The sequence below is a fragment of the Microbacterium sp. ZW CA_36 genome, from assembly GCF_044987475.1.
Lineage (GTDB): Bacteria > Actinomycetota > Actinomycetes > Actinomycetales > Microbacteriaceae > Microbacterium.
The window spans coordinates 65,172-80,525 of sequence record NZ_JBJDRL010000016.1 but is presented as its reverse complement, the minus strand read 5'-3'; the positions used below and the strand labels follow the sequence as shown (position 1 = coordinate 80,525).

General features: G+C 71.3%; 16 protein-coding genes. 7 read left to right on the top strand and 9 right to left on the bottom strand.

The features are described 5' to 3' along the window. The first annotated feature begins 172 nt into the window (after positions 1-172). Entirely contained in the window at positions 173-1,447 is a 1,275-nt protein-coding gene (gene purD / locus ACI3KX_RS09470; protein WP_404909522.1) for a phosphoribosylamine--glycine ligase, read from the top strand. 28 nt (positions 1,448-1,475) lie between these two features. Here the strand turns inward: purD and ACI3KX_RS09465 are convergent, their stop codons facing one another. Next, positions 1,476-2,309, bottom strand: a complete 834-nt coding sequence (locus ACI3KX_RS09465) for a type II CAAX prenyl endopeptidase Rce1 family protein (protein ID WP_404909521.1) — start codon at positions 2,307-2,309, stop codon at positions 1,476-1,478. Positions 2,310-2,545: 236 nt separating this feature from the next. On the opposite strand from ACI3KX_RS09465, the gene ACI3KX_RS09460 reads away from it, so the two are divergent. Genes ACI3KX_RS09460 through ACI3KX_RS09450 form a run of 3 tightly spaced genes read left to right on the top strand, consistent with a single transcriptional unit; the run spans position 2,546 to position 5,026 of the window. Beyond that, positions 2,546-3,241, top strand: a complete 696-nt coding sequence (locus tag ACI3KX_RS09460; protein ID WP_404909520.1) for a DUF2306 domain-containing protein — start codon at positions 2,546-2,548, stop codon at positions 3,239-3,241. A 4-nt stretch (positions 3,242-3,245) separates the two neighbouring features. Next, complete coding sequence (locus tag ACI3KX_RS09455; RefSeq protein ID WP_404909519.1) at positions 3,246-4,376, top strand: sensor histidine kinase; 1,131 nt, start codon at positions 3,246-3,248, stop codon at positions 4,374-4,376. Then, positions 4,373-5,026, top strand: coding sequence for a response regulator (locus ACI3KX_RS09450; protein WP_404909518.1), 654 nt, complete (start codon positions 4,373-4,375; stop codon positions 5,024-5,026). Before ACI3KX_RS09455 ends, ACI3KX_RS09450 begins: the two co-directional genes overlap by 4 nt. Before the next feature lie 139 nt (positions 5,027-5,165). Here ACI3KX_RS09450 and ACI3KX_RS09445 read toward each other — a convergent pair whose 3' ends face one another. Both ACI3KX_RS09445 and ACI3KX_RS09440 read right to left on the bottom strand, forming a co-directional pair. Then, on the bottom strand, positions 5,166-6,263 hold the full coding sequence (locus tag ACI3KX_RS09445; RefSeq protein ID WP_404909517.1) for a fatty acid desaturase family protein: 1,098 nt from the start codon (positions 6,261-6,263) through the stop codon (positions 5,166-5,168). A 130-nt stretch (positions 6,264-6,393) separates the two neighbouring features. Then, positions 6,394-6,552, bottom strand: a complete 159-nt coding sequence (locus ACI3KX_RS09440) for a hypothetical protein (protein ID WP_308866175.1) — start codon at positions 6,550-6,552, stop codon at positions 6,394-6,396. A gap of 167 nt (positions 6,553-6,719) precedes the next feature. On the opposite strand from ACI3KX_RS09440, the gene ACI3KX_RS09435 reads away from it, so the two are divergent. Next, positions 6,720-7,625 carry a siderophore-interacting protein gene (locus ACI3KX_RS09435; protein WP_404909516.1) on the top strand — a complete coding sequence of 302 codons (906 nt, stop codon included), beginning with the start codon at positions 6,720-6,722 and terminating at the stop codon, positions 7,623-7,625. 52 nt (positions 7,626-7,677) lie between these two features. On the opposite strand, the gene ACI3KX_RS09430 is transcribed toward ACI3KX_RS09435, so the two are convergent. Then, positions 7,678-9,120 carry a DHA2 family efflux MFS transporter permease subunit gene (locus ACI3KX_RS09430; RefSeq protein ID WP_404909527.1) on the bottom strand — a complete coding sequence of 481 codons (1,443 nt, stop codon included), beginning with the start codon at positions 9,118-9,120 and terminating at the stop codon, positions 7,678-7,680. 149 nt (positions 9,121-9,269) lie between these two features. Beyond that, a complete protein-coding gene (locus tag ACI3KX_RS09425) occupies positions 9,270-9,896 on the bottom strand; it encodes a PadR family transcriptional regulator (RefSeq protein ID WP_363356343.1) in 627 nt (208 codons plus the stop codon). A 133-nt stretch (positions 9,897-10,029) separates the two neighbouring features. On the opposite strand from ACI3KX_RS09425, the gene ACI3KX_RS09420 reads away from it, so the two are divergent. Then, positions 10,030-10,383, top strand: coding sequence for a hypothetical protein (locus tag ACI3KX_RS09420; protein WP_404909515.1), 354 nt, complete (start codon positions 10,030-10,032; stop codon positions 10,381-10,383). 63 nt (positions 10,384-10,446) lie between these two features. Beyond that, positions 10,447-11,418, top strand: a complete 972-nt coding sequence (locus tag ACI3KX_RS09415; protein ID WP_404909514.1) for a phosphoribosylaminoimidazolesuccinocarboxamide synthase — start codon at positions 10,447-10,449, stop codon at positions 11,416-11,418. Positions 11,419-11,447: 29 nt separating this feature from the next. Here ACI3KX_RS09415 and ACI3KX_RS09410 read toward each other — a convergent pair whose 3' ends face one another. From ACI3KX_RS09410 to ACI3KX_RS09395, 4 genes are all read right to left on the bottom strand, one after another. Further along, positions 11,448-12,197: a cytochrome c biogenesis protein CcdA gene (locus ACI3KX_RS09410; protein WP_363356337.1), complete on the bottom strand. Its 750-nt coding sequence runs from the start codon at positions 12,195-12,197 to the stop codon at positions 11,448-11,450. Continuing rightward, on the bottom strand, positions 12,197-12,739 hold the full coding sequence (locus ACI3KX_RS09405) for a thioredoxin family protein (RefSeq protein ID WP_404909513.1): 543 nt from the start codon (positions 12,737-12,739) through the stop codon (positions 12,197-12,199). The genes ACI3KX_RS09410 and ACI3KX_RS09405 overlap by 1 nt, the downstream gene beginning before the upstream one ends. Positions 12,740-12,880: 141 nt before the next feature. After that, positions 12,881-14,458 (bottom strand): hypothetical protein, encoded by a 1,578-nt coding sequence (locus ACI3KX_RS09400; protein ID WP_404909512.1) that lies wholly within the window; start codon positions 14,456-14,458, stop codon positions 12,881-12,883. Next, entirely contained in the window at positions 14,440-15,237 is a 798-nt protein-coding gene (locus ACI3KX_RS09395; RefSeq protein WP_404909526.1) for an ABC transporter ATP-binding protein, read from the bottom strand. The genes ACI3KX_RS09400 and ACI3KX_RS09395 overlap by 19 nt, the downstream gene beginning before the upstream one ends. Positions 15,238-15,354: the final 117 nt, after the last annotated feature.

Here is a 15,354-nt window from a genome sequence, read left to right as displayed (position 1 = left end):
CGCCGCGACTGCGCTCAGGGCGGTGCGGCCGTCGTCGGTCGAGATCTTGCTGGCCACGCCTCCACCGTAGCCGCCGGGTACACGGAGCCTTCAGCGACGGCCGCGATGACTCAACCGTCGCGCTCCCACACCCGCCCGAAACCCGGCGGGGCGCGTCGGTAGGCTGGAGCGCGTGAAGATCCTGGTTCTCGGCTCGGGCGCGCGGGAGCACGCCATCATCCTGGCGCTGCGGTCGGAGGAGACCGAGCACGAGATCTTCGCCGCTCCCGGCAACGCGGGCATCGGACACGACGCACAGCTCGTCGCGCTCGACGTGAACGACCCCGCGGCCGTCACCGTCTTCGCCAACGAGAACGACATCGACCTCGTCGTGATCGGCCCTGAGGCTCCGCTGGTCGCGGGCGTCGCCGATGCGGTGCGTGAGCACGGCATCCCGGTCTTCGGGCCGGGCAAGGCGGCCGCGCAGCTGGAGGGATCGAAGGCGTTCGCCAAGCGCATCATGGATGCCGCCGGCGTGCCCACCGGCCGCGCGAAGCGCGCCGCCAGCCGCGCCGAGGTCGAGGCGGCGTTCGACGAGCTCGGCGCCCCGCACGTCGTCAAGGCCGACGGGCTCGCCGCCGGCAAGGGCGTCATCGTCACGTCCGACCGGGCCGCCGCCCTCGCCCACGCCGACGAGTACCTGCCGTCCGGGCCGGTCCTCATCGAGGAGTTCCTGGCCGGCCCCGAGGTGTCGCTCTTCTTCCTCAGCGACGGCGACCACGTGCTGCCGCTCAGCCCCGCCCAGGACTACAAGCGCCTGCTCGACGGCGACGAGGGCCCCAACACCGGCGGCATGGGCGCGTACTCGCCGCTGCCGTGGCTCGACGGCCGATTCGGCAGTGAGCGCGAGTTCGTCGAACTCGTCACGCGCGACGTCGCCGAGCCCGTCATCCGTCAGCTGGATGCCGAGGGCACGCCGTTCATCGGACTGCTCTACGCCGGCCTCATCCTGACCGACGACGGAGTGAAGGTCATCGAGTTCAACGCCCGCTTCGGCGACCCCGAGACGCAGGTCGTGCTGCCCCGGCTCGTGGATCCGCTGTCGGAGCTGCTGCTGGCCGCGGCATCCGGTCATCTGGAAGACCTTCCCGTCCCCGCGTTCGCCACCGACGTCGCCGTGACCGTGGTGCTCGCGAGCGAGGGCTACCCGACCGCGCCGGTGACGGGCCGGGCCCTGTCGGGCCTGCGCGACGCGGAGGCGGTCCCCGGAGTGCACCTCGCCCACGCGGCCACCGCCGAGACCGACGGCGGGCTCGTCGCCACCGGCGGCCGCGTGCTCAACGTCGTCGGCGTCGGCACGACCTTCGCCGAGGCCCGCGAGCGCGTCTACCGCGCGCTCGGCGAGATCCGGCTCGACGGCGGCCAGCACCGCAGGGACATCGCCGCACGGGTCGCCGAAGGGCTCTGACCCGCGACGACACCCTGGACGCTCGGGGTCACCGCACCGGATCGGCGGAGAGTGCGTCGGCCGCACCACGCGTCGCGTCGACGCGACCGCGGATGAAGATGATCGCGAGCAGGCCGACGAGGATGACGGGGATGTTGCCGAACCCGGCGATCGTCGCGAGCGGACTGTCGACGTGGTGGGGGCCCTGCAGGAAGATGCTCGGATCGGTGCTGGCGTGCAGCAGGATCGGCCAGATCAGGTTGCCGGTGACGCGCAGCGTGAGGTACATGCAGATGCCGAACGCGAACGTGTAGAGCAGCTGTAGCAGCGTGGCGAAGAGCGACTGCCCCAAGAGCAGGTTGCTGGCGTGCAGCGCGGAGAACAGGGCCGCCGACACCAGGGCGACCGCGATCTCGGGGTGCCCGGCCTTACGCATCAGATTGACGACGTAGCCGCGCGTGAGGACCTCTTCCGCGAAGCCGATGCACAGGCCCGCCAGGAGCCACGCCGCCACGTAGCCGAAGTCGAGCGCGGCGTAGTCGATGGTCGCGAAACGGAGGACGTTGAACAGCAGCACGACGGCGACCGCGATCCACATCCACCCGCGGCCGCGGATCGGCTGCGGGCCGAACAGCTCTCGCAGCCACCCCACCGACAGACCGAAGAGGATGAGGATCACCCCGCCAATGAAGATCGGCAGGACGACGAAGAACAGCACATAGCCGGCGCTCTCGGTGTCGTCGATCGACGGTGCGATCGGCGCGAGGGCGAGCGCCGCCCCCTGGTAGAGCACGAAGTAGCCCACGACCAGGATGAGTGCTCGCCACCATCCGCCCCGCTCCCAGAAGCGCTTCCACATGTTCGTCTCGCCGGAACCGGTCACAGACTTCCCCTCGTCGTTCTCCATGCCTGACTTCGAGAGTACGGTCTCGCGGCGCGGTTTCGCGGCGGCGCGACCGCGCGCCCGGATCCGCGAACGCGGCTGGAGGAGCGTGAGCGGACGGCAGCCAAGGCTTGCGTGATCGTGGCCCCTCGCGTTGCCGGGTCGGCCGATCGGACGAGGCCTTTCGAGCCGGTCGGCCGAAGCGGCGCAGCATCCGTTCTCGCGAACATGGCGGCATGACCACAGTCACCGCCCGCCCTCGACGTGCCCGGCCCCAATGGCTTGTGCCCGCCGGGCTCATCGCCCTCAGCCTCGTCCCGATCGTCGCCGGCTCGGCCCGCCTGACCCAGCTCACGACCGGAGCGACGGTCACCGCAGAGAACGCCCGGTTCTTCGACTCGCCTATCCCCGTGGTGGCGCACATCATCGGCTCGAGCGTCTTCCTCGTGCTCGGCGCGTTGCAGTTCGCGCCGTCGTTGCGCCGGCGGCGCTGGCACCGCATCGCCGGACGCATCGTCGCGCCGGCGGGACTGGTCTCGGCCCTGTCGGCGCTGTGGATGACGCTGTTCTACGACATGCCGGCTTCCGTCACCGGTCCGGGGCTCGCCGGGGTCCGGATCGCGCTCGGCACGGGGATGGCGGCGGCCATCGTCGTGGCGTTCGCTGCGATCCGGCGCGGCGACGTCCGCAGCCACAGCGCGTGGATGACCCGCGCCTATGCAATCGGTCTCGGCGCAGGCACACAGGTCCTGGTGTTCCTCCCGTTCACGCTCCTCATCGGCACGCCCGCGCCGCTCACGCACACGCTGCTGATGACGGCGGGCTGGGTGATCAACCTCGTCGTCGCCGAGATCGTCATCCGGCGCCGGGCGCGGACGGTCCGTCGGCGCACGGCAGGACCGATGGCGGCGACCAGTGCCCGCCTATCATGAGGGCATGACGAGCCCGGTGCGCGCGCTCTGGGACGCGCCCGCGGCGGTTCCGGCGCCGCCCCGGCGGGTCTGGCGCGACTGGGTGCTCGTCGTCGCGATCCCGCTGCTCGCGGTGGTCGAGGCATCCGTCCGCACCGACGTGCCGTGGCGCTGGCTGTGGGCAGTGGTGCTCGCCGCGCTCGCACCCACGCTGCTGTGGCGCCGGTCGCGCCCCTTCACGATGCTGGGGATCGCGTTCGCTGTGGGCACGACAGTGGGCCTGGCGACAGCCGGCGACCCGCAGCTGTACACGACGGCGTACTTCCTGATCCTTCTCTACGCGGTGTTCCGGTGGGGCTCCGGACGCGCGATGATCGCGGGCGGCGCACTGGTGGTGATCGGGATGCTGCTCACCTTCGTCGCGAGCCCGCCCGATGTCGCCGACATCATCGGCGGCGTGGCCGTCGCGGTGACGACGAGCACGCTGGGTCTGGCCGCACGCTGGCGGCGGCGCGCCCGCACCCGCGAGCTCGAGCAGGTGCGGCTGCTCGAGCGCGAAGAGCTCGCCCGCGACCTGCACGACACCGTCGCCCACCACGTGTCGGCGATCGCGATCCAGGCGCAGGCCGGCAGCGCCGTGGCCGCCACCGACCCGAGTGCGACCGTGCAGGTGCTGCACGCGATCGAGGCCGAGGCGACGCGGACGCTCCGCGAGATGCGCGCCATGGTGGGCGTGCTGCGTGCGCCCGACGACGCGCTCGCGCCGACTCCTGGCCTCGCCGGGATCCGTGCTCTCGAGCGGATGGATGCGGCGGCCCCGGCCGTCGCCGTGAGGCTCGGCGGCGACCTCGAGAGCGTGCCGCCGACGGTCGCGGCCTCGGTGTTCCGGATCGCGCAGGAGGCGGTCACGAACGCCCGCCGTCACGCGCGGGATGTGACCCGCATCGACGTGGGTGTCGACGTCGACACCGATGGAGTGCGACTCGAGGTCCGTGACGACGGTGCGGGCGCAGCATCCGCTCCGTCTCCCGGCTACGGGATCACCGGGATGCGCGAGCGCGCAGCGCTGCTCGGCGGGACGTGCGACTCCGGGCCGGCACCCGGTGGCGGGTGGATCGTCGCGGCGACGCTCCCCCGGGCAGGATGGACGGCATGAGCGTGCGAGTGCTAGTCGCCGACGACCAGGATCTCGTGCGGACGGGCCTGCGCATGATCCTCGACGCGCAGCCCGACATCGAGGTGGTCGGCGAGGCCCCGGACGGCGCCGCGGCCGTCGCGCTGGCGGGGACACTCCGGCCCGACGTGTGCCTGCTCGACATCCGCATGCCGGTGATGGACGGGCTCGCGACGACCCGCGCCCTTGCCGGACCGGACGTCGCGGACCCGATCCCCGTCGTCGTCATCACGACCTTCGACCTCGACGAGTACGTCTACGAGGCGTTGCGGTCGGGTGCGCGCGGATTCCTCCTCAAGGATGCGGGGGCGGTGCTGCTCGCCGAGGCGGTGCGCGCGGCGGCCCGCGGCGACGCGCTCATCGATCCGAACGTCACGGTGCGGCTCATCGAGGCTTTCGCCGGCGCGGCGCCGGAGCCGCCGACTCCGCCGTCGAGTCCGCTCACCGAGCGAGAGGAAGCCGTGCTTGCCGGCGTCGCCCGCGGGCTCGGCAACAGCGAGATCGGCGACGAGCTGCATGTCTCGCTCAGCACGGTGAAGACGCACCTCGCGAGCATCATGACCAAGCTCGGCGCCCGCAATCGCGTCGAGCTCGCGATCTGGGCCCACGAGCGCGGCCGTCCACGGCGCTGACGACCCGATGCCCGAAGACGCCCTGGGCGGACGCTGACCCGGTCTCGCGGCTCACCGGCGCGCGGGAAGACCCGCCGTCCGCGACCTGCCCCCCAGGACAGGTCGCGGACGACCCCCGACCTCACGCCTTCCCCCGGCGTCAGACCGCCTGCCGTTGCTGCAGCAGGGGGCATTCGAACGGGTCGCGCTCGCCGAGCCCGACCCGGTTGATGTAGCGCGTGACGATCCGGTACGACTCCCAGAGCCCCGTTTCGGTGTACCGCACGTCATGGGCGACGCAGTAGTCCCTGATGGTGCCGGAGGCCTTCCTCAGGTGAGGACGGGGCATCGATGGGAACAGGTGGTGCTCGATCTGGTAGTTCAGCCCGCCCATCGCGACGTCGAGGAATCGGCTGCCCCGGACGTTGCGGCTCATCAGCACCTGCCGGCGCAGGAAGTCGACCTTCACCGCGGCCGGCACGAGCGGCATCCCCTTGTGGTTCGGGGCGAAGGCCATGCCCATGTAGACGCCGAAGAGGCCGAGCTGCACCGCCAGGAAGACGGCGGCGATGCCGGGCGACAGCACGAGGAACACCAGCGCGAGATAGCCGCCGATGCGCAGGGCGAGGAAGACGATCTCTACGCTGCGCCGGCGCAGCGGCTCACGCGCGACGACACGGCGCACGCTCGAGGCGTGGAGCGACAGGCCCTCGAGCAGGAGGATCGGGAAGAAGAACATCCCCTGGTGGGCCATGACCCACGCCAGTGCGGGGCCGTACTGCTTTGCGCGCTGCTCCACCTGATCGGGGGTGAACGACACGACGGGCAGTTCGATGTCGGGATCGGAGCCGATCTTGTTCGGGTTCGCATGATGGCGCGTGTGCTTGTGCTGCCACCAGCCGTAGCTCATCCCGACCAGGAGGTTGCCCAGCACCATCGACGTCCAGTCGTTCCAACGCCCCGATACGAAGATCTGCCGGTGCGCGGCGTCGTGCCCGAGCATGGCGATCTGCGTGAACAGAATCGCGAAACCTGCGGCCGTGAAGAGCTGCCACCAGGTGTCGCCGATCAGGAAGAAGGCGACCAGGGCTGCGGCGAGCACCACCACCGCTCCGATGAGCTTGGTCCAGTAGTACCCGTAGCGGCGGCGCATCAGACCGCTGGTGCCGATGATCTTCGCGAGGTCGGTGAAGTCGTTGCCCGCTCGGGACGTTCGGGCCACCGTGGCGCGGACGCCGCCGGTGAGCTGGTCGGTCATGTGCTCGTCCCCGATCCTCCGGCCGCACAGGTGTGCGGTCCGCGGGTGTCGGGGTCCGGGACGTCCGTATCGGTCAGGCTACGCCGATGTCAGGCGCTGCGGCAGTGGCCGGGCGAGTTCACAGGCGGGATCAGGTCTGGCGGCGGATGAAGCGCATCAGCCAGGCGATCACCGCGATGATGATGATCACGAGGCCGATCCACAGCAGGAACTTCGCCGCCTCGATGAATACGCCCAGCAGCAGCAGGACGATTCCGACGATGAGCAGGATCACTGCGAGTCCGGTCATGCTCTGATCCTGGCCCCCCGCCGCGCGCTCACCAATGGGTTGACAAAGCCGATGCGACTGCGCAAGGCGGAGTTACGCGCTCCGCAGCGTCGCGATCTGCGCCGACCACGTCCGTCACGTGGTTGGCTGGGACGGCGGACCTCGACCGCGACCGTGAGGAGACCGATATGACGGATGCCCCGATCCCGACGCCGTCGGCGATGACCGCGGCGAGCGCGCCGGGCGCCGCGCCCGCCTCCCCGTTCTTCCGCGCCGGCGGCCGCAACCGCTTCACCGCCCGCCGCGCCCGCGTCGTCTCGGTCGAGCAGGTCGCCCCCGTGCTGCTGCGCGTGCGGGTCACCGGCCCCGAGTTCACGGATTTCTCGAGCGGCGGTCCGGCCGACCATGTGCGTGTGTTCTTCCCCGATCCCGAGAGCGGCGACCTGGTCGCACCGACCGCGGTCGGCCCGGGCGAGGACGGCATCGTGCGACCGGACGCACCCACCCACGCACGTGACTTCACTCCGCTGCGCGTGACCACGATCGGCGGCGAGGTCGCCGTCGATCTGGACTTCTACCTGCACCCCTCGCCCGGGCCGGCCTCCCGCTTCGCGAGCGGCGCGCGCCTCGGCGACGAGCTCGTCATCGTCGGCCCGCGCGGCTCGAAGGCGGCTCCCCAGGGCGCGGCGCGCCTCGTGCTCGTCGTGGACGAGACCGCTCTCCCGTCCGCCACGCGGTGGGCCGCCGAGGTACCCACCGACACATCGGTCGACCTCATCGCGCTCACCGCCGACGACGCGTCGTGGGTCGCCGGATACGTCTCCGAGACGTCGGGCCGCACCGACGTCCGGGTGCGTCACCTCGACGCGGGCGGCGACCCCGACGCCGTCGTCGCCGCCGTCGACGCGGTGGGCGTGGATGCCTCGACCTTCGTGTTCGCGGCGGGTGAGGCATCCGCCCTCATCCCTCTTCGCCGCCACCTGCGCCGCACGCTCGCGCTGCCGGCAGAACAGGTCGCGCTGAGCGGCTACTGGAAGCGCGGAACGGCCGGCTTCGACCACCACGCGCCGATCGACCCCTCCGACCCGGATTGACGCGAGGGCCCCTCGCCTCGCGAGCGGTCCCCTCGTCTCTTCGCCCCGCGAGTCAGTCGGCGGCGACCGCCGCGTTCGCGGCCTGCCAGTCCTCGGTCGACGTCGCCTTCGGCCGGCGCAGGAACAGCACGGCGACCACGCCGATCAGCATCACCGCTGCGGACAGCAGCACGGACTGCGCCATCGCCGTCGCGAACGGCTCTGCGACGACCTCCGGCAGCGCCCCCGAGCCGAAGCTGCCGCCGGGCGCGTCGGCGGCGCCGGGGAGGTTCGCCTCGATGCGGCTCTGCATGAACACCGCGATCGCGGCCGAACCGAGGACCGAGCCGATGGTGCGCATCGTGTTGTAGATGCCGGCACCGGCTCCCGCCTGCCGCGGAGCGAGGTTGCGCGTGGCGGTGGTCGCGAGCGGCCCCCACATGCCGGCGTTTCCGACGCCCATCAGGAACGACGGGATGAGGAACACCCAGATGGGGGTGTCGAGGTTCATGAGCACGGAGTACAGCACGAGAGAGCCCGCGACGAGCAGCAGGCCCGGCACCAGGAGGACGCGCGGATCGGTGCGATCGAGCCATCTGCCCGCGAGCGGCGACAGCACGCCGGCCGCGACCGCCATCGGGACGAGCAGCAGTGCCGACTCGGTCGGAGTGAGGCCGCGCGCCAGCTGCAGGAAGAACATCAGCGGCAGGGACATGCTCGTGACGGTGAAGCCGACCGTCGAGATGCCGATGTTCGCGACGGAGAAGTTGCGGTCGCGGAAGAGCTCCAGCGGTACCAGCGCCTCGCTCTTGGTCTTCGCCTGCTGCCAGATGAACAGTCCCATCACCAGCACGCCGGTGATGATGAGGCCCCACACGGTGATCGGGCCCCAGATGACGCCCCAGTCGTAGGTCTCGCCCTCCTGCAGACCGAACACGATGAGGAAGAGCCCGATCGCACTGAGGAAGACGCCGACGAGGTCGAACTTGTGGGGGTGCGTCTCGAGCTTGGGCACGAGGATCCACGCGAGCACGAAGCCGACGACACCGACCGGAAGGTTGATGAAGAAGATCCACTCCCAGCCGAGCCCGTCGACCAGCAGGCCGCCGGCGAGGGGGCCGACGAGCATCGCGACGCCGGAGGTCGCACCCCACAGTCCCATCGCCGCACCGCGCTGGTTCGGCGGGAAGGTGCGCGTGATGATGGCCATCGTCTGCGGCGTCATGAGAGCCGCGCCCAGACCCTGCACGGCCCGGAAGGCGATGAGCGCGCCGAGCGTCGGCGACAGTCCGCAGGCGAGCGAGGCCAGGGTGAAGACGGCCAGGCCGCCGAGGTACATGTACTTCGGGCCGAACCTGTCGCCGAGGCGCCCCGTGATGAGCAGCGGCACCGCGTAGGCCAGCAGGTACGCCGAGGTGACCCACACGACGTTGTCGAGGTTGTTGGTGTCGGGGTCGAGGGCAGCCTTGATGGCCGGGTTCGCCACCGAGACAATCGTCGTGTCGACGAGGATCATGAAAAACCCGATGACGAGGGCCCAGAGGGCCGGCCACGGGCTGCGGGGCTTGTGTCCGGCGGCGTAGGCGCCGGTGGGCGGGTGGGCTGCCGAGGCGGTTGCAGAGGACGCACCCGCCGCGCGGGGGCCGTCCGGGGTGTTCGGGGTGGTCACTGGCGTGCTGCCTTTCGTTGGGCGAGATAGCGTTCCGACGGGGTCGCATCGGGGCCCCAGGCGAAGTCGGGATCGGCGATCCGCGGGAGGGTCGCGTCCATCCAGGCGAGCTCCGCCTGGAGGAGGGCCTCTTCTCGCGCGATCTCGAGGAGGTACTGCTCCGGCACGCCCTTGTCGAGCGCCTGCCGGCGGCCGGCGCTGAGGGAGTCGAGGGCGCCGGCGAGCGCCGCGCGGCGCTCTCCCAGCAGCGCGAGCGCCTCCTCGCGCTCGAGGTCGTGGACCTCGGCGAGCGCGACGCGGAACTCCGCCGGCCGATCCACGCGAGGCAGTTCCCGCCGCACCCATTCGAGGACCGCGGCGGCGCCGGCATCCGTCTGCGTGTAGGTGGTGCGCTCGGGCCGATTGCCCTCGCGGTCGACGCCGACCTCGGCGACGAGTCCTGCCCGCTCCAAGCGGGCGACCGTGTGGTAGACCGTGCCGTTGGTGATGGTGACCAGGCGGTCGTCGCGGCGGAGGTGCATGAGCCGGATCATCTCGTACGGGTGCATGTCACCCTCGCCGAGGAGCGCCAGCACGGCCACCCCGAGCGGGGTGAGGCGGGCGACGGCATTTGTCACGATCATTCCTCCATGTCGATTAGTCCACATGGACTATACGCCTCCTCGCGCGCGATCGCCTCCGCGGGATGTGAAGACGAGCACCACCCGGATGCCGCTTCCCTGGCGCGGTGTCGGCGGCGGGTCGTACGGTGAGGGCATGGCAGACAAGGCCGTCGTGCGCCGTGAGAAGTTCCCCGAGGCCTACGCGATCTTCGACCCGATCGTGGCGGAGTGGACAACGCGGCACGATGTCGCCCTCGGAGCGATGTTCGGCTCGGAGGGCTTGAACGTCCGCGGCAAGGTGTTCGCCTTCGTGACGTTCGCGGGCGAGCTGATGGTCAAGCTGCCCGAGAGCCGGATCGGCGAGCTGGCGGAGGCGAACGAGGCGCAGCCCGCGGTCATGCGCGGTCGGCCGATGCGCGAGTGGGCGACGGTGGGGACGGATGCCGCGGAGCGCTGGGCTCCGCTCGTCGGCGAGGCGTTCGCGCACGTCGACGCGATCACCCCCTGACCCTCTTGCCGGCGTTCATGACGCCGACCCGCACCCGCCGCACCCACCCGGGATAATGGACGGGTGACGGCTACCCCCACCCCCACGACCGAGCTCCCCGGCTGGCGCCACGCGTACTCGGGCAAGGTGCGCGACCTCTACGTTCCGGAAGACACGGCGGAGGGAGCGCAGCCCGAGCGCCTGCTCGTCGTGGCCAGCGACCGCGTCAGTGCGTTCGACCACGTGCTCTCGCCCGGCATCCCGGGCAAGGGGGAGCTTCTCACCACCCTCAGCCTGTGGTGGTTCGACCAGCTCGCGGGTGCCGACGGCGGGCGCGGCATCCCGAACCACCTCGCCGCGTCGCACACCCTCACGCGCGGCGCGGACGGTGAGGCGAACACCGCCGACGACCTGAAGAGCCTGATCCCGGATGCCGTCACCGGTCGTTCGATGGTCGTGAAGAGCCTCGACATGCAGCCGATCGAGTGCGTGGTCCGGGGCTACCTCACCGGGTCGGGCTGGGCGGAGTACCGCGAGAGCGGCACCGTGTGCGGCATCGAGCTGCCCGGCGGGCTGTCGAACGGCGACCGGCTGCCCGAGCCCATCTACACCCCGGCGTTCAAGGCGCCGATGGGCGAGCACGACGAGAACATCTCGTTCGAGCGCACCGTCGAGCTCGTCGGCGCCGAGCGCGCGGCCGAACTCCGCGACCTGTCGCTCGAGATCTACTCCCGCGCTGCCGCGACGGCCGAGGCGCACGGCGTGATCCTGGCCGACACCAAGTTCGAGTTCGGGCTCGACGAGAACGGCGTGATGACCCTCGCCGACGAGGTGCTCACCAGCGACTCGTCACGGTACTGGGATGCCGCGGCCTGGGCCTCGGGCACGATTCCCGAGGAGCGCATGGCGAGCTTCGACAAGCAGATCGTGCGCGACTGGCTCGCGGCGAACTGGCCCGCGCCGCGTGAGGGCGAGCCTCCGGCGCTTCCGGCCGACATCGTGGCACGTACCACCGCCCGCTACCGCGAGCTGCTGGAGCGCCTCACCGCCGCCTGATTCCGCCTCGCCGTGCCGGGTCCGTTCGCTCACCCGAGCAGCATCCGCTCGATGTTCTCGATCGGGCCGTACCACCCCTGCTCGAGCACCCACGCCTGCACCACGCGATCCCAGCCGAGCGCCACGGCGACCCCCACCACCACCAGCAGGCCGCCGATCACGCGACGGAACACGCCATGGGGATCGGCGAGCCAGCCCAGCCGGCGAACGAGCGCCGTCCCGGCCAGAGCGATCCCCAGCAGCGCCAGGGCGAGGCCGGCGGCGTAGGCCGAGACATAGAGGACGCCGGCGGCGAAGCTGGCCGGCAGCACCGCGGCGACGATCAGGGCGTAGGTGGGGCTGCAGCTGCTGAAAGCCGGACCGAGGGCAGCACCCAGGGCGATGTCGCCGCCGAGACCAGCCCGGCGGTAGCCCCGATCGAGCAGTCGCCCGCCGCCCGCCTGCCAGCCGGCGGCGACGGTCAGCCGCTCCCAGAGGGTGGGGAACACCATCGTGAGCCCGAAGGCGGCGACGATGACGCCCGACGCCGCCTGCCAAACCCAGGCCGGGATCCCCAGAAGGGCCGTGGTCGCCTTCAGAAGCAGGGTGAACACCACGACGGATATGGCGAGGGATGCCGCGATCACGAGCGGGCGGTACCACTCGCGCTCCGCGGTCTGCGCTGTCGCACCGGTCCGGACGGCAGTGCCCCCGACGATCACCGGAAGCAGCGGGAGCACGCACGGGGCGAGAACCGTCAGCACTCCGGCCGCGAACGAGACGACCGTCAGCGCGAGCATCAGCCGCCGAGCCCGAGCCCCGACAGAGCCGCTGCCAGGGTCGGCTCGTCGTAGGCGACGAATGCGGCGGTGCCGTTGCCCTCCTCATCGAGCGCCACCACCGTCGTCTGGATTCTGACGCCGTACTGCTGGCGCAGATCCTGTCGTGAGTCGTAGTCGACCTTCAGCACCGTGACGCCCGCAGGCACCCCGGCAGCGAGGATGTCGGACTCGAGGGCGCGGCACTGCGGACACCAGGGCGCATGGAAGAACAGGACCCTCGTGCCGCCCGCTGCAGCCAGTGCATCCTCGCTGTAGTCGACGTAGGCGCCCGGTGCCGGCTGGTCCGTCTCAGCCGCTTGCGGCTCGACGGTCGACTCCGGGCTCGTGCGGTCCGGTGACGGAGAAGCGCTGGGCTCTGCCATCACGGAGGAGGTCGGCGAGGGGCCGCCGACGCCGGCGAGTCCCGCGTCACCGCCGCCTGCCGCGAAGGCGATCGCCGCAGCGACGCCCGCCACCACGACGGCACCGACCACTGTCCCGATCACCGTTGCCCGCTTCATGACACCATCCTGATCCGTGCCGCGGCGCCGGGAGGCATCGCAGTCATTACGGTTCCCATACGGACCGCGGAAGGTGGAGCTGATCGTGACGTCGGACCGGCGACCCGGACGCGTCGGCACCGCGGCGCCGACGCCACGGGATCAGGCGTTCTTCATCGCCTTGAGCCGCGACAGCAGGACAGGTGCCGTGCGGTCCAGCGCGCGACCGCCGACGAGGATGCCGCCGGTGAGCACGGCGGCACCGAGCACGATTCCGATGGCGCACGCCACCCAGCTGAGCGTCGCGTCGCCCGTGAAGTAGCCGATCAGCCCGACGATCACGACGGGTGCCGACAGCACCAGCGCGACGAGCCAGATGCCGAAGAACGCCATGCCCTGGAGGAACGTGGTGCCCGGAACCCGTTTGAACGGGTTGTCGCCGGAGGCTGCCACCGGAACCACCAGCTGTGCCGAGGTGACCGCGCACACGCCGTAGCACGTGAGCAGGATGCCGACCGACATGCCGAGGATGCCGGGGAACTGCTGCCAATCGCCCCCGAGGGCGAAGGGCACGATCACGGCGAGCACCACCAGGGGCAGCGCCACCGCGGCCGCGGCGAGGCTGCGGCCGACCCGGTCGGCGCGTCCGGAGGCTCCCGTGATGAGTTCGGTGCCGAAAGCCGTGCCGTCGTACGAGATGTCGGCGTACACGACGATGCCGATCACCATCGCGATGATCGGACCCGAGAACGTCAGCGCGGTCAGGGGATCGCCGCCGCGGGCGTAGAACCACAGCAGCACGGGCACGAGCGGCGCCCCGATGAGCTGGCGCAGGTAGCGCGGGTCGCGCGTCCAATACGTCAGCGCCCGCGCGAAGATGGCGCCTGCCGCGCCGGTGGGCACGCGCCCGAACCAGCCGACGGAGCCCGCCCGCACCGGCGCGGCCGACGTCTGCGGGGGACGCACCAGGGAACGGCCGAGCGATGCGCGCCACAGCAGCCAGAGGACCGCCAGCGTCACGAGCGCGATCAGCAGCTTCGCCGCCGCCGCTGGCAGATCCCCCGCCGCGGCATCGGCCGGCACCGCCCAGGCGGCGCCGAGCGGGGTCCATCCCAGCACCGGAACCGTCGACGCCAGCGTGTCGGCGTTCACGGCGAAGCCGGTCGCCACGCCCGCGATGATCGGGCCGGCCAGGATCAGCGGGATGAAGATGACGATCCCCGAGACCTCGCGGAAGCGCCGCCCGCTGCCGAGTCCCGACGCCAGCGACGCGACGGCGCGCGAGGCGACGACCGCCGTCAGCACGGCCAGGGGCGTGCTGACGATCCAGGCGACGATCGCCGCCGGCCAGTGGGCCCAGGTCGCGATCGTCGCGATCGCCGCCGCGGAGGTGATGATCCCGGGGATGCCGCAGACCCCCGCGAGCGTCAGTGCGACCATCATGCGCGACAGCGACATGGGGAACACGACGAGACGGGCGGGGTCCAGCGTGGTGTCGACGCCGAAGGCGACGAGGGGGACGAGGGCCCAGCCCAGGGTCACGACCGAACCGACGCCGACGATGACGTTGCTCGCCAGCCGCAGATCGCCGAAGCCGAGCAGCACGAGCCCCACCACGATGCCGGCCAGCAGGCCGAGCCCGTACACGGCGCCGAAGATGAAGCCGACCAGCTGCCACGGGCTGCGGGCGAGCTGATTGCCCAGAACCCGGAACCGCAGCCTCAGGAGCGTCGCAACCATTCCGGCCCCTCCGTGTGGCGACGGCCTCCGACGAGCTCGACGAAGCGATCCTGCAGCGGCTGGCCCGCGCGCACGTCATCGACGGTCCCGGCGACGAGCAGGCGGCCGGTGGCGACGATCGCGACGTGGTCGCACATGCGCTGCACCAGGTCCATCGAGTGACTGGAGACGATCACCGTGCCGCCGCCCGCGACGTAGCCGGTGAGGATGTCCTGGATGTTCGCGGCCGACACCGGATCCACCGACTCGAACGGCTCATCGAGCACGAGCAGCCGCGGCGCGTGGACGAGCGCGCACGCCAGCGCGATCTTCTTGGTCATGCCGGCCGAGTAGTCCACGACCATCGTGCCCGCGGCATCCGTCATGTCCATGAGTGCCAGGAGATCCGCCGTGCGACGGGCGATCTCGTCGTGCGAGATGCCGAAGAGCAGGCCGTTGTACGTGACGAGCTGCTCGCCGGTGAGTCGATCGAACAGCTTGACGCCGTCGGCCAGGTTGCCGAGCATCGCCTTCGCCGTGACGGGATCACGCCAGACGTCGACCCCATGCACGAGCGCCTGGCCCGCGTCGGGTGCGAGGAGGCCCGTCGCCATCGACAGCGTCGTGGTCTTGCCGGCGCCGTTCGGTCCGACCAGGCCGTAGAACGATCCGGCGGGCACCCGCAGGCTCAGATTCTCGACCGCCACCTTCTGCCCGAACCGCTTGTGCAGGCCGCGGAGCTCGAGCGCCGCATGATCGCCGGGTAGCGAGGACCCGCTCCGGGCGGCATCGGCCGTCACCGCCGGGCCAGGGGGCAGGGAAGGAATCGCTGAGTCGGTCACATCTCTCCGTCACATCGGTTTCGCGAACGAGGCGCCGCGGCCCCGCACCAGCCTCTCGGATGCCGCATCGCCGGG